The organism is Brevibacillus fluminis (assembly GCF_052072235.1).
In the GTDB taxonomy this organism is placed as follows: domain Bacteria; phylum Bacillota; class Bacilli; order Brevibacillales; family Brevibacillaceae; genus Brevibacillus_D; species Brevibacillus_D fluminis_A.
The window spans coordinates 2,997,945-3,011,272 of sequence record NZ_CM125436.1; the positions used below are offsets into that span (position 1 = coordinate 2,997,945).

The 13,328-nt window shown below is 52.8% G+C and carries 15 protein-coding genes; 8 read left to right on the forward strand and 7 right to left on the reverse strand.

The window, feature by feature from the left end; genetic code table 11:
• Nucleotides 1-153: 153 nt before the first annotated feature.
• Both ACTID9_RS14880 and ACTID9_RS14885 read left to right on the forward strand, forming a co-directional pair.
• Nucleotides 154-1,353 (forward strand): sensor histidine kinase, encoded by a 1,200-nt coding sequence (locus tag ACTID9_RS14880; RefSeq protein WP_441065106.1) that lies wholly within the window; start codon nucleotides 154-156, stop codon nucleotides 1,351-1,353.
• The gene (locus ACTID9_RS14885; RefSeq protein ID WP_441065107.1) at nucleotides 1,350-2,036 is read left to right on the forward strand and encodes a response regulator; all 687 of its coding nucleotides are present in this window, start codon (nucleotides 1,350-1,352) and stop codon (nucleotides 2,034-2,036) included. Before ACTID9_RS14880 ends, ACTID9_RS14885 begins: the two co-directional genes overlap by 4 nt.
• A gap of 69 nt (nucleotides 2,037-2,105) precedes the next feature.
• Here the strand turns inward: ACTID9_RS14885 and ACTID9_RS14890 are convergent, their stop codons facing one another.
• Nucleotides 2,106-2,630: an acyl-CoA thioesterase gene (locus ACTID9_RS14890; protein WP_441065108.1), complete on the reverse strand. Its 525-nt coding sequence runs from the start codon at nucleotides 2,628-2,630 to the stop codon at nucleotides 2,106-2,108.
• A 288-nt stretch (nucleotides 2,631-2,918) separates the two neighbouring features.
• On the opposite strand from ACTID9_RS14890, the gene ACTID9_RS14895 reads away from it, so the two are divergent.
• Nucleotides 2,919-3,677, forward strand: coding sequence for a LysM peptidoglycan-binding domain-containing protein (locus ACTID9_RS14895; RefSeq protein WP_441065110.1), 759 nt, complete (start codon nucleotides 2,919-2,921; stop codon nucleotides 3,675-3,677).
• A gap of 34 nt (nucleotides 3,678-3,711) precedes the next feature.
• On the opposite strand, the gene ACTID9_RS14900 is transcribed toward ACTID9_RS14895, so the two are convergent.
• Together ACTID9_RS14900 and ACTID9_RS14905 are read right to left on the reverse strand one after the other, a co-directional pair.
• Nucleotides 3,712-4,488, reverse strand: a complete 777-nt coding sequence (locus ACTID9_RS14900; protein ID WP_441065112.1) for an alpha/beta hydrolase — start codon at nucleotides 4,486-4,488, stop codon at nucleotides 3,712-3,714.
• Nucleotides 4,489-4,607: 119 nt separating this feature from the next.
• Nucleotides 4,608-5,207, reverse strand: coding sequence for a DedA family protein (locus ACTID9_RS14905; RefSeq protein ID WP_441065114.1), 600 nt, complete (start codon nucleotides 5,205-5,207; stop codon nucleotides 4,608-4,610).
• Between the two features lie 347 nt (nucleotides 5,208-5,554).
• Between ACTID9_RS14905 and ACTID9_RS14910 the strand changes: the two genes are divergently transcribed.
• The 3 genes from ACTID9_RS14910 to ACTID9_RS14920 all read left to right on the forward strand — a co-directional run bounded on the left by ACTID9_RS14910 (nucleotide 5,555) and on the right by ACTID9_RS14920 (nucleotide 7,585).
• The gene (locus ACTID9_RS14910) at nucleotides 5,555-6,775 is read left to right on the forward strand and encodes an MFS transporter (protein WP_441065116.1); all 1,221 of its coding nucleotides are present in this window, start codon (nucleotides 5,555-5,557) and stop codon (nucleotides 6,773-6,775) included.
• Nucleotides 6,776-6,842: 67 nt separating this feature from the next.
• Entirely contained in the window at nucleotides 6,843-7,055 is a 213-nt protein-coding gene (locus tag ACTID9_RS14915) for a hypothetical protein (protein WP_441065118.1), read from the forward strand.
• Between the two features lie 74 nt (nucleotides 7,056-7,129).
• Complete coding sequence (locus ACTID9_RS14920) at nucleotides 7,130-7,585, forward strand: SRPBCC family protein (protein ID WP_441065120.1); 456 nt, start codon at nucleotides 7,130-7,132, stop codon at nucleotides 7,583-7,585.
• Between the two features lie 77 nt (nucleotides 7,586-7,662).
• On the opposite strand, the gene ACTID9_RS14925 is transcribed toward ACTID9_RS14920, so the two are convergent.
• A complete protein-coding gene (locus ACTID9_RS14925) occupies nucleotides 7,663-7,977 on the reverse strand; it encodes a hypothetical protein (RefSeq protein WP_441065122.1) in 315 nt (104 codons plus the stop codon).
• 291 nt (nucleotides 7,978-8,268) lie between these two features.
• On the opposite strand from ACTID9_RS14925, the gene ACTID9_RS14930 reads away from it, so the two are divergent.
• Nucleotides 8,269-8,862 carry a YdeI/OmpD-associated family protein gene (locus ACTID9_RS14930; protein ID WP_441065124.1) on the forward strand — a complete coding sequence of 198 codons (594 nt, stop codon included), beginning with the start codon at nucleotides 8,269-8,271 and terminating at the stop codon, nucleotides 8,860-8,862.
• A 63-nt stretch (nucleotides 8,863-8,925) separates the two neighbouring features.
• Here ACTID9_RS14930 and ACTID9_RS14935 read toward each other — a convergent pair whose 3' ends face one another.
• Genes ACTID9_RS14935 through ACTID9_RS14945 form a run of 3 tightly spaced genes read right to left on the reverse strand, consistent with a single transcriptional unit; the run spans nucleotide 8,926 to nucleotide 12,323 of the window.
• Nucleotides 8,926-11,247, reverse strand: coding sequence for a glycoside hydrolase (locus ACTID9_RS14935; protein ID WP_441065126.1), 2,322 nt, complete (start codon nucleotides 11,245-11,247; stop codon nucleotides 8,926-8,928).
• Entirely contained in the window at nucleotides 11,244-11,993 is a 750-nt protein-coding gene (locus tag ACTID9_RS14940) for a VanZ family protein (RefSeq protein ID WP_441065128.1), read from the reverse strand. Before ACTID9_RS14940 ends, ACTID9_RS14935 begins: the two co-directional genes overlap by 4 nt.
• Nucleotides 11,994-11,996: 3 nt before the next feature.
• Entirely contained in the window at nucleotides 11,997-12,323 is a 327-nt protein-coding gene (locus tag ACTID9_RS14945) for a PadR family transcriptional regulator (RefSeq protein WP_441065130.1), read from the reverse strand.
• A gap of 157 nt (nucleotides 12,324-12,480) precedes the next feature.
• On the opposite strand from ACTID9_RS14945, the gene ACTID9_RS14950 reads away from it, so the two are divergent.
• Nucleotides 12,481-13,305 carry a sugar phosphate isomerase/epimerase family protein gene (locus ACTID9_RS14950; protein ID WP_441065132.1) on the forward strand — a complete coding sequence of 275 codons (825 nt, stop codon included), beginning with the start codon at nucleotides 12,481-12,483 and terminating at the stop codon, nucleotides 13,303-13,305.
• Nucleotides 13,306-13,328: the final 23 nt, after the last annotated feature.

Consider the following 13,328-nt stretch of genomic DNA (forward strand, 5'->3'; position numbering starts at 1 on the left):
ACTTGCTCGATCCTAATTGTAATGAGGAATGGACATGGTGACGTCTACCGCTGGGTGTAGAATGTGAGGGTAGGGGCTCTATCTAGAGTTAGATGACACCCCGTGATAGAATGGAAGATAAGGCAACAAACCGTTTGAGAAAGAAGGATTTGCGTGTTTGAAACAATCGCTGCTTATATGAACAGACATGTGACGCCGATCTGGTTTTTCATCCTCATGCTGCTGGCATGGTTACCCAACGCGTTTGCCGCCGAGAACGCCATGCAGCTGCTAACTTCCTTCGTGCTGTTCGCCGTATACATGGGGATGTTTCTGATTCCGCAGCATCGCCGCAACCCCGTCCTGCTCCGGTTCGCCGTCTATACCGTCGGTGTTCTTACCTTAATTAAAGGGGTTTTTTGGGGAGATGAGGGCTTTGGGCTCATCATCATGCTCGCGATTTTTATCGGGTTGCGCATGATGGGAAAAGAGGCGTTTTGGATCGCTGCGTTTTTCGGCGTGACGACAGCCGTGCTGCTATTCTTGATCCACCACAAGTATTTGGAAATCATTCCGTTTCTCCTTACATTTGCCGGTATCTTCAGCGGAGCGCGAGGCTACCGGATTCAGACGGAAGCCTATCGGCAAAACCAGATTCACTTAGCTGAGCTGCAGGAAGCGCATAAAGAGCTGCAGGAAACCCATGCGGAGCTGCAGGAAGCTTCCGTCAACACGATGCAGGTAGCCGTGCTGGAAGAGCGGACGAGAATCGCCCGCGACATCCACGATGAATTGGGCCATAGCCTGACCTCCATCATCGTGCAGATGCGCGCCTTGCAATACATGCTCAAAGATGGCCCTGCCGATGCGCAGGAGGCTGTCACCAACATGCTCGACGTTGCCAAAAAGGGACTGGAAAATATCCGCAGTTCCGTCCACACCCTGGCAAGCGACAATACCGCATTGGGGATGGCACCGATCCGCGCATTTTTGTCGTTGACGCAAAAAAATACCGGACTGTCGTGCCAATTGATTACGCACGATCCGGAACTGGCGTTGACCAAAGAAATGACGATTGTCTTTTATCGCGTCATTCAGGAAGCGGTAACTAATGCGCTGCGCCATTCGGAGGCTACCCATTTCCACGTCAGCTTTGACCAAAACGCAGATTATTTGTTCGTGACGATCCGCGATAACGGCAAAATCACCCCGAAGGACGAATGGACACCAGGCTTCGGCTTGAAAGGCATGGTTGAGCGCATCAAAAAAATCAATGGCAAAGTCACCTACTTCGCGCGCGAACCGCACGGCTTCCAAATCGATATCGCGGTTCCGCACCGAACCAAGCCAGCAGAAGGGAGAATGCAACGATGACCGATGAAAACGAGCAACGAAAAATACGCGTCGTCCTGGTAGATGATCAGACGATGATACGGCAAGGGCTCGGCTATGTGATCAAAATGCAGCCGGAAATGGAAGTGGTCGGAGAAGCGTCTGACGGCCTGGAAGCGATCGAGCTTGTGGCAAAAGTGAAACCGGATGTCGTCCTGATGGATGTGCAGATGCCAAAATGCTCGGGCATTGAAGCGACTCGCCAGATCATTCGCAGCTCGCCTGGCGTCAAAGTGCTGATTTTGACCACCTTTGACATCCAGGAATATGTCGTCGAAGGCATCCGGGCTGGCGCTGTCGGATACATGCTCAAAGACGCGGATTCGCTGGAAATGTTGGAGTTAATCCGCCGCGCGTATCAGGGGGAGGCATTGTTTCGCACGGAAACGGCGGCACAGGCGCTCGCGGAAGTGCTTCACTCCAACCATACGTCGGCTGCCGAAAGTCAAAATGAGGAATATACGCTGCTGGAAGAATTGACGGATCGGGAAAAAGACGTGCTCCAGCAGCTCACGTACGGATACCGCAACGAGCAAATCGCGCAAAATTTGTTCATTTCCGAAGGGACCGTCAAAACCCATGTGCACCGCATTTTGCAAAAAATGGGTGTCGATGACCGGACACAAGCGGTTGCCATCGCGCTGCGCAACAAAATCGTCCAATAAAGAGAAAAAACCTCATCGTCTGGAGGAAGTCGATCCTTCCTGCAGCGATGAGGTTTTTTCACGTTCACGTTATTCCTTTGGCTCCCACGGCCGCCTTGTTCCAAGCAGGTCGGCCAAATGCTTGCTGCGCATCCGCCGCTGTTTACGAGCCTCGGCCCGCTCCGCCGCATTTTGGTGTAAAAACTTCTCTTCCTCGGTTTCCGGGATGACTTTCGGCACGTTCGTCGGCTTGCCATCCTTCCCGATCGCCACGAACGTCAGAAACGAGGTGGCACATACGGTCCGTTCCCCCGTATGCAAATCTTCCGAGACGACCTTGACGAAAACTTCCATCGAAGTGTTGTGCGTCCAGGTGACAAACGCTTCAAGCGACACTTCATACCCCACCCGAATCGGATGCAAAAAATCGACCGAATCAGTCGAGGCCGTGACAACCGGGCCTCTCGCGTGCTTCATCGCAGAAATCGCTGCGACGTCATCGATATGCGCCATCAGCTTGCCGCCGAACAATGTGTTGTGATTGTTCGTATCGGGCGGCAACACATGACTCGCTTTGAATGTACGGGATTCGCGTACAAATCGTTCCGCTTGCATGGAAACGACTCCTTCCTTTACGTGGATCATGATTGCATGATTGCATGCCCTTTCACTTCTTCATCCGCGAAAGATTTCCTCCTCGCCGCGACGTGGAAAACTTTTCTCGCTCGCTGCCGCCGCTGATCCGCCCTACAACCAGCCCGTTCCACTCTCGCATGTCATTGGGCGATTGCCCAGTGCGCGCAAAAAACATCCGGCATATTGTAAATAGGCGGATATCCGATCGTTATCAGCGGAGTCTCCACTCTCTTGAACCACGAACGATCATTTGAAAGGGGCTTTCCGATGTTTCCGTTATTCACATATGATTGGGTGGCTGCCCATCTTCCCGTCGAAAATGACTGGCTTTCCCCACAGGCCACACCATTGCTTCCTTATGACTGGGTCGCTTACCACCATGCCCACTATGCTGTCCCGCCGCATGTTTCACCGTTTCTTCCGTTTCTGCTGACAAGCCCGATCCCCGTTGTCCATGCACCACAGCGCATGGACCGTTGTCTCTGCCCGGCGGAAGTGGCGCTTTCAAATGAATTTCGCTCCCTGTGGGAGCAGCATGTTGCTTGGACGCGAATGGTCATCATCAGCATCGCTGCCGGACTGCCCGATGAAGAGCTGACAACGAAGCGGCTTTTGCGTAATCCGTCTGACAACGCAGCCGTGATTGCGCGCTATTACGGCGAACAAAATGCCGCGATCTTCCGTGACCTGTTCACCGATCATCTGGTCATCGCCGCTCGCCTCGTCAAGGCGGCGAAAGCGGGCGATCAGCAAGCGGCAGCGCGGGAAGAACAGCTCTGGTATCAAAATGCGGATGCGATTGCAGCGTTTTTAGCCAAACTGAATCCATACTGGCCGGAGCGCGAGATGCGCGACATGCTCCACACCCATCTGGCGCTGACCAAAGCGGAAGCGGTTGCCCGCCTCACCGGCGATTTCGCGACCGATATCGCCACCTACGACAAAATTGAGCAGCAAGCATTGGAAATGGCGGATGCATTCTCAGCTGGCATTGTGAAGCAATTCCCGCAATTGTTCCGCTGCTGAAAAGGCTGCCCTCACACGACGTGAACCGACCATGTCAGGCGTGGGTATGCAGCCATGCGATAAGCAGCTCTTTCACCACATCCAGATGACGGGAAAAACCATGGTCTGCGCCCTCGATCAGCTCCAGCTGAACCGGCCCTCGGTACGTTTCCGCCAGCAGCTGGGTCGTGGCATATGGAATCGCCGTATCTGCTGTCCCGTGTACCAACAAGAGCGGGCAGTCATACGAATGGCATGCGGTGAGTACCGCGTGCTTGTTTGCGGCCAAATCTTGCACCAGTTGCGGCTGCAGCGTATAAGAAGACCCGTAAAAATGCGAAATCGGCTCGCCGGCAAGCGATTTTTCCCATAGCTCGGGACCGATGATGCGTTCGCGATAATTGACTGCCGGTTCCACCTCCGGAGCAAGCGCGATTCTGCCGGCAATCCGCTTTTTCGTGTCCTCATAGGTCAGCGAAATGCAGCCGCCCAAGCTGTGCCCGAGCAGAAAAATCGGCGACGCGCTGTACGCAGGCTGCCCTGCCGTCCACTCGATCACGCTGTGCACATCTTCTTTCCAGCCGCTGACCGACGTATCTTCCGCAAAGGTGCCTTCGCTTTCCCCCGACCCGGCGTACTCGAACCGGATGACGGCAAAGCCCGCCCCTTCCATCGCATTGGCGAGCTGGAGATACCGTTGGCCGCCTCCGACCTTTTCGCCCGTAAAGCCATGGCACATGATGACGACTGGCGGCCGCTCCCGCTGATCTGGCTGATGCACCATCGCGGATAAACGTTTTCCCCTGCTTTCGATCCATACGTGTTCTTTCATCTTATGTCCTCCTCCGCTACACCACTATGTTCTCGTGCAAAAAGCTCCACAGAAAACATCTGCGGAGCTTTTTCATGTTCACTTGCACTTCAACTGGTTGCACGATCATCGTTGTGTCTCTACAAAACGTTTCGCGTCCGCACATAGTAATAGCAACCGTAACCGATCGCAATGACGACCGGGACCCACAAGAGCATCAGCCCATAGTCGTGGACCATCGTCCCGACTTCCTGCACATGGTTGCCGACAAAGCGGCCCACGATAAAGAACACCAGCGTCCAAACGAAACCGGTCGTATACGAATACAGCGCATACCGGCGAAATGTCATTTTGTTGATGCCGACCAAGTACGGCATGACGTGACGGACGATCGGGAAAAAGTAGCTGATGCACAGCGCGAAGCTGCCGTATTTGACGACCAGCTTTTCGGAAAACGCAATGTAGGTTTCCATCTTCCGCTTCTTGCGCAATTTGTCCATAATCGGTGTCCCAACATAACGTCCTAAAAAATACCCAAGGGACAAGCCTGAAATGACGCCCAAATACGTCAGCAGGAAGGCGGGCACCGGCTCCAACAGGTGGCTGGACGTCACCGCGCCTCCTGTCATCACGACCACTTCATCAGGAATCGGCATGCCGACAATCCCCAGCCACAAGGAGAAAAACAAAGCGGCATAGCCAAATTGTTGAATCAGTGAAAGTAAATTTTCGTACGACATTTGTTTGATTTACCCTTTCTTCAGTCGGCATCGCAAGCAATGGCCCGCTGCGCTGAATGATTTTACGCTTCTTGATCCGTTGAGTTCCCTTCGCGAAGCACTTCTACCATATAGACGTAATGAAGGCAAAAACGTGACAGGCGATTGCTGATTTTTTCAACGACTGATCCAGGCAAAACCTGCAAAAATTGTATGTCAGCTTTTCTGCGTTGTCAAATTCCGCGATTAATTTCATTTATGCTTTACTAAATTCAATTTTCTTGATTGGTCAATACAAGCATCAAGTGGTAGAATGTAAAACATGTATGAAAATTCCTGCTTTATTTTGTAAAGGTTGTGACAAACTCATGTCTTTTTCATGGAAGCGTAACCTCATTGTCTTGTGGACGGGTGTGTTTTTCTGCAGCACGGCCTATTCGATTTCTATCCCGTTTTTGCCGATTTTTCTGCACACCTCGCTCGGGATCAACGAGCATTTGGAAGCATGGGCAGGCATTTCGTTTGGGATCACCTTTCTCGCCAGCGCGCTGATTTCGCCGTATTGGGGTTCGCTCGCTGACAAATATGGCCGAAAGCCAATGCTGATCCGATCAGGCTACAGCTTGGCTGTTTTGTATTTCCTGAATTATTTCGTCACGGACCCGTACTGGTTTCTGGTGCTCCGCATTTTCCAAGGCTTGCTCGCCGGTTTTGTCCCCGCCTCCATCGCGCTTGTAGGCACGAACACACCGGAAAAGCACGTCGGCTACGCGCTCGGGATCATGGCGACAGCGGGCGCGACCGGCGGGATCGTCGGCCCGTTGATCGGCGGATTCGTCAGCCATTGGTTCGGCAACCGCGAAGCGTTTCTGTTTTCAGGCGTCGTCGTGCTGGTTGCGGCATTGATTGCGACATTTTTCGCGAAAGAACACACGTTCAACCGGTCCGCTGAACGCTCGCATGTGCTCGACGACCTGAAGACCGCCTGGTCCAACCGGACATTCATCGGACTGATGGGGCTGGTCATGATCGTGACGATGTCCGTCATGCTGCTGGAACCGCTTTTGACCGTTTATGTGATGCAGATGGGGACGTCACAGGAAAACGCGTCCCTCCATTCCGGCATCATCTTCTCTGCCGTCGGGGTGGCGACGGTTTTGGCAGCGCCGCGTTGGGGCAAACTGGGAACGAAGTACGGCTACAACAAAATTTTGTTCATCGGTTTGCTTGGCGGTGCGCTCGGCAACTTGCTGCAATTTTTCGTCTCCAACCTGGTAGGGTTCGGCATCCTGCGATTTGTATATGGCCTGTTTTTCGCAGCGGTGTACCCTTCCATCAATGCGACGATCGTCAAAGTGACGGAGCCGGAATTCCGCGGCAGAGCGTTCAGCTTGAATCAATCCGCCACCCAGATGGCAACCATGCTCGGCCCTGTCATCGGCGGTATGCTGGGCGGACTGATCCCGATCCGCGTCGTCTTCATCATCAACGGACTCGGCTTGCTGCTCACCGCCTTCCTGCTGCGCGCCCGCAAGACGGCTGACGTGCCGCTTGCGCCGACGCCAATGAAGCAATCGATGAAAATGTAGGTCACGAACGTTTCATAGCCCGAATCGGCCTTCCTTTGCTACAATGGAGAAAAAAGGAGGCCGCTGCGTGAAAAAATCAATGTTCTTCGTCATTCACTGGGCTGAAGCCAAACGATATTCCGATGCGCTCAAACAGCTGGAGATCGACTATACGATCGAAACGCCTGATGATATTCCAAGCCTCGCTCCTGGCGAGCTTGCCTTCGTCTTCCCCAGCCTGCCCATACGTTTGTATGCCAAGCTCCGCACCTTGTTTTCGCAAGATGCGAAACAATATTGACCACAGCCAGTTCTCCAACCGTTTGGCTGCTTGAGAAATGACGAGCGTATTTCATTGCCGCAAGGAGGTTTGACATGGAGAACTTGTCATTTGTTTATGCCACGTACATCGCAACAACGCCTGAAACGCTTTGGGAGGCGCTGACCACCAGCTCGTATACGGAAGCGTATTTTTTCGGCACGAGCATCGAGTCCGACTGGCAAATCGGGTCCACCGTGGCCTATTCGCGGAACGGGGAAGTCACCGATCATGGAATCATCCTCGCCTGCGAACCGCACCGCCTGCTGTCCTTCACCTGGAATCATGTCGCAGATCGGTCCGAACGCACTGAACCGTCGCGCGTCACCTTCACCTTGAAACAGATGGATGCAGTCGTCAAACTGACGCTCGTTCACGAAAATTTGCATCCGCACGACATCGTAGACCGCGAAGATACGTTTGAGGGGCTCAACAACGGCTGGCCGGCCATTTTGAGCAATTTGAAAAGCTTGCTGGAAACAGGCAAGACGCTTCCACCGTTATCGTTGTAAGCGCAAAAGGGACAAGCACGCTTTACGCAGCTGTTTGTCCCTTTGTTGTGTTTGTGGTCACTATCCCTGCTATCAGCTCAATAAGCAAAAAAATGCTTCATGATACCCAACGACGATAACACAAGCTCCCTCCCCTGTTCATCGGTGTATCGGTCCACTCGCCTCACATAAATCCCGGTATCCTGCTCCCAGGTCGATTGCCACGTAATCTTTCGTGGCGTGCCCTTACCAACTTGCTGGCACGTATCTTCAAGACTATTGCCAGTGCAAATGATCCCGTTCTCATCTGCCAGCCACTTCCGATAATCGTCCTCCGTCGGGCACGCCAAAATAAGGATTGCCATCATGCAACTCACGGTAACCGCGACCACGTGCCACGTTTTTTTCCGCATACTGGTCCCTCCTCCCATCCCGATTCGCTCTATTTGGCTTTCTACGTTACGGTTGTGTCGTTCTATGCATCTTACAATATATGTATAAACGATCATACAATTGGATGTTTCACCCGGCAAGGCAAAAACCAAGTCGTCACGTTTACACACGCGGGAAAACAAATCGTTTCGCGAACCGTTCCGTAAAGGAAAACCGCGGATGGCTGTCAAAGAATAGCAGTAATGCCAAGGTTGATGTATATTCAAGGAAAGCCAGAAAATGACAGAAAAAGTGAAGAGGAGCGTTCCTAGATGACAACGAGTAAACTGAATCCCAAGGTCGATGAATTTTTACGTAAAGCGAATAAGTGGAAAGAAGAATTTGAGATGCTAAGAAGGATCGTTCTTGACAGTGAGCTGACCGAAGATTTTAAGTGGATGCATCCTTGTTACACGTTTGAGAACAAAAACATCGTTTTAATCCACGGATTTAAAGAATATTGTGCGCTTCTGTTTCACAAAGGAGCCTTGTTAAAGGACCCGCATGGGATTCTCATCCAGCAAACGGAGAATGTACAGGCCGCTCGCCAGATTCGGTTCACCAACTTGCAGGAAATCGTAGAAAGGGAAGCTATCTTGAAAGCTTATATTCACGAAGCCATTGAAGTGGAAAAAGCCGGTTTGGAAGTGAATTTCAAGAAGACAGCCGAATACGTCATTCCTGAGGAATTTCAACAGAAGCTCGATGAAAACCATGCCTTGAAAACGGCTTTTGAAGCATTGACGCCGGGACGCCAACGAGCATACCTTCACTATTTTTCTGAACCCAAAACATCCAAGACTCGCGAGTCAAGGGTGGAAAAAAGCATGCAGCAAATTCTCGCTGGAAAAGGATTGCACGATTAGTCGCAACAAAAATAGCAGCGGCAGCAATGGTGTGATGCGCGACCATTGCTGCCGCCAGTTTTTTTATTCCCCGTGCCCGCGATACGTCATTTCGCTCGTTCCGTCCGCAAGCAAGGCCGCGTTCGCCTTGATCACTTTGCGGTTATAGGTGAAATCATGGGAAGAGAAATTGGCAATCACACGCAAATCGTTTCCGAACTCGGTCATTTGTACGAGGCGGTCTTTCGACAGCACGTGAAAACCGGTCATTTCCCGCGTGACGGCTTTCTCATGGAATGGGGAGAAGACTTTCAGCTGCCGGACGATCCGATCTTTGTCTCTATCCCAGGTCGCTTTGTCCAAATGATAGAGCGGCGGCACGTCGTACAACAGCTCTGCGAGCATCCGCTGTTCCGTCTGTCCTTTAATTTTGAAGCTGCCCCATTCCCAATGATGGGTCGTGATCACAGCGTCATTGTACACCAGCTTGAACAGCGGAACATTGTAGGCCGGATCGAGATAGACATGCTCATACAGCGTCTTGATCGGAACTTGCTTGCCGAATCGGGCCGGCACTCCTCCGTCCGGCGACCAGTAGGCACCGGTGTAATACGGACTTTGCCTGTTTTCCCGCATATCCGGGTCTCCCCATGCGATTACCGGTGTTTCCAGACCGTGCGCAAAGGCAATCGTTCCGCTCGCATAATCATTCCCGCCTTCAGAGCCGATCACCAAATGCTTGTCGTTGGCGATATAGGCCATTCGCTGCAACCGGGCTTTCATGTCCTGTTCTTGTGTCGTCTCATGCCCCGGTGTATAGTCATCATAAAGCTCCCCGGTTGCATCGCAATCGACAAACCACGAATTGTAGGCGTCACCGCTCGCCAGTATACTTGTGACGCGATTTTGCACGCTCGGAAGCGATAGCGTCGGATTCAATTTGCGTCCCTGCTGGAGGAAGCCGCCGATTTTTTTGCCGTTTTGATTCGTAATGGTCGCGCTGTCATACAGACCTTTTTCCGGAAAATACGCGGTTTGCCACTCTTTGTTTTCGGTCTCATGGATGGAGTGGTACGAATCGTATGGCCCGATCAAATACCCTTGCTCATTCGCCTGTTTGACCAGCCCGGGATTGATAAACCCTTCCGTCCAATCCGGCAAGCCGATCCAAGCGCGCGCGATCCCCGCATCCCGCATCTCTTGCAATAGCTTCACCGTTTTGTCCGCTCCCCAGAGGGACACGTCATCGGCAGCATCTTGCAGCGCACTTTTCAGCACCTGCTTGTTCGCTTGATACAACTCGGACTCCGAGCGCAGCGCAGCGCCTTTCTGCATCAGTGCCTTGGTTGCTGCATCCAGGTTCGGGAACACATCCGCCTTGTAAAAAGTCTGCAGCTGGAGCACGTCGTTTAGCAACCTGACGATGATCCGGCGCTGGTACTGATCAACGTAATCTTGCTTTTTCACGGCCTTGATCACGTCGGCTGCTTCTTTGCCGTCCTCGGTTTCTTGCAGCGCCAGTTGAACAAGCCAATCCCCGAATGGCCCGCCTAGCTTTTTGGCGAGCTTGGGCCACCGGATGTTCGTGTCGGAGATGAACGTTTTGTCCCACAAGTAGATGTGCGGCGCGCCATACAGCTTTTCCATGTTTGGGTTGGTTTTCGCCTTTTCCTTCAGCGTGACGAATTCTCCTCGCCGGACGACATCCGCCTTGTACAGCTTGGCGATTTTCGTCGGGTCGTTTTCCGTCGGGTAAAGCGTAAAGCCATAGGTTTTTTTCGGATTGATGCGGGAGAACTCATGCGTGAAAGAAAACCCGATCGCTTCTTTCGCCTGAAATGCGACCTCGTCGTTAAAGATGTCGTCCGCAATATAGAGAATCGTCATCGTTGGCTTGGCTGCGGCAAAAAAACGCATGGAGAACGATTCGCTAAAGGTCATGCGTTGGTCTTGCAAAAACGTCAGCCAATTGGCATCGCGTGCCGGAATGTATTTGCCCTCGCCGAGCGGCAGTATGTAGCTATCCCCTTGTACGATCGGCCACGTGAATGACGCAGCGCCCGTCGACGTCATTTGGACATGGAGTCCGCCCGCTTGCTTCGCAATCTCAACCTTCACCTTCTGCTCCGGATAGGTCCACGACGCCGATGTGGCGGTCTTGTGAAAATCTGCGACGACTTGCTTGGGCAGCGGCTGGGAAACACGCTCCCGTGCCCCGCCCGTTTCAATCTGCAAGTCGAACGTTTCCGGTTGGACATCGAACGTAAACGCGGCCTGCTCACGTGGCGCTGCGTCTGATGCGGAAGCGGAAGGCTGCTTCGTGACCGTGCCTGTGACAGGTTCGCTGCAGCCTGCCACCAAACTCGCCGCCAGCAAAAGGGGCAGGAACGTTTTTTTCTGATTCATGAGGATCCCTCGATTGTCGTATGTTGTTTGGACACGGCCTGACGCTTGCGCCAGCGCTGCCACACCGTGTATAAGCCAAATCCCCCCAGTGCGCCGATCGTATTGAGCAGCATATCGTCCACATCAAAGCTGCCCATGGAAAACAAAAGCTGCCCCCATTCCAGCGCAAGACTGGCCGCAAGCGATGCAAAAAAGACGCGGTGAATCGACGCAAGCCGGGTAAACAGCAAAGGCAGCAGGAACCCAAACGGCATAAACAGCAGCACATTGCCCGCCGTGTTGTACAAGATCGTGGCTGCCGCATAATCTTGATGATGGGTCACATACCCTATAATCGTGCGCAGCGGTACCGTATTTTGGTTCAGCTTCGTGTATTCCGGCAGCCCGTAAGCAAGCATTTTCTGCTTCCACGCTGTAATCATCGCATGACGGTGCCAACGCCCCTCGCTGAAAAACAGCAAGTACACCACACCAGCCACATAGCCGATGAATGCCGCAAGAAACCAGCGGCGGCGGTACGGGTCGACCAGCGGAAGGGAGGCGGCGATGTCGGCAGCAATTCGCTCGCTATCGCCAAAACGCTGGATCGCCAGCATGGCAGCCATCTGTGCATCTGCCCCTTCCTCAATGAACTCGTGTTGAAGCGACAGCAGATGATCATACAGCTCATCCTTCAGATTCGCCTTCTCTTTGTTCGAGCACGGAAGCTTGCGGACGATTGATTCGACGTACTGCTCGATCAGCATCGATCACTCCCCTCCCTCATAGCAAATGGTTACCAGTCGATTCAATGCGCGCCAATCGTCCATCTTCTCCTGTAAAAGCTTCTTGCCATCGTCGGTAATCCGATAATATTTGCGTCGTGCACCCTCGGCAGATTCGCCCCAGTACGACTCGATCGCCTTCCCCGTTTCCAACCGTTTCAGCGCCGGATACAGCGTCCCCTCACCGATTTCATACACGTCAGCGCTTTTTTCACGAATCTGTTTGGCCAGCTCATAGCCGTAATGCTCACGCTGTGAGATCAAGGAGAGCAGCAGCAAATCGATGCTCCCTTTCAAAATTTCTTTGTTCATGTTTTCCTCTCCCTCCACATCGATATGTTAAATGAAAATACCTCGTAATGCAAGGTATTAAAAAATAAAAAAACCCCCTTCCGGTGCAGAGGATTTTGCTTCACTGTCAAAGAATTATCGTCTTTGTTCAAAGTGTCTTGCGAAAGGAGCGATCTTCTTGCGCCATCGGCTCGGTGTTTCCGGCAGTACCATCCTATCCGACCCGGCACACTTTTCGGCATTGTTTTGGGAAGGGATTGACCATATCGAGATCGGGGAATTCCCGGATGAACCGTCGTTTACGACATTTCTTCACATGTGCCGCAATCAAACGATCACGTTCGGCATTCACTCCCCTCTGCTGCGCACGGGGAGCAAATACGACTTGCTTGAATCCGTCTTTATGGATTCTGCACACGCCTGGAAGCAGGTGGAACATGAGTGCCGCATGCTGCGGGAGTTGGGAGCGTCTTACCTTCTCGTCCATTTCCCCTATTTCAAACGGGGGGTGCCCGCACGTGGATTCGAGCTGCTGGAGCAAGGGCTGGATCGTTTGCGCCGCATCCAGCAGGCGAGCGGGCTGTCCATCATTTGCGAACCGAAGCTCGGATTTGACAAATCCTCTGCCGCGATTCGATTTTTTCACGATTCGCCGCTCTCCCTGTGGGCTGACATCGGGCTTTGCATGGACATTGGCGATTTTTTGCTGGCGGACAGCGATTCGGTCAGCCGCTGTGTGGACAAGTGGCACAACCAGATCAAAGTCGTCCATTTGCACAATGTCGAGCATACGAAAGAGGGAAAATATTGGTGGATCCCCGTCCATCCTTCCCACGAAAATGACGGCATCCATTATCAGACCGGCGGCCTGATCCGGCAGCTGGCCCAATCGCCACAGGTGACGTTCGTTTTCGAGCACACCCCGCATAACCAGGCAAGCGCGGCGTTTATCCAGGAAGGCTATGAATGGGTGAAAATGCTGGTCGGGCGCACCTCCGAATAACACGCCTGGTACGGCCGCGCGTC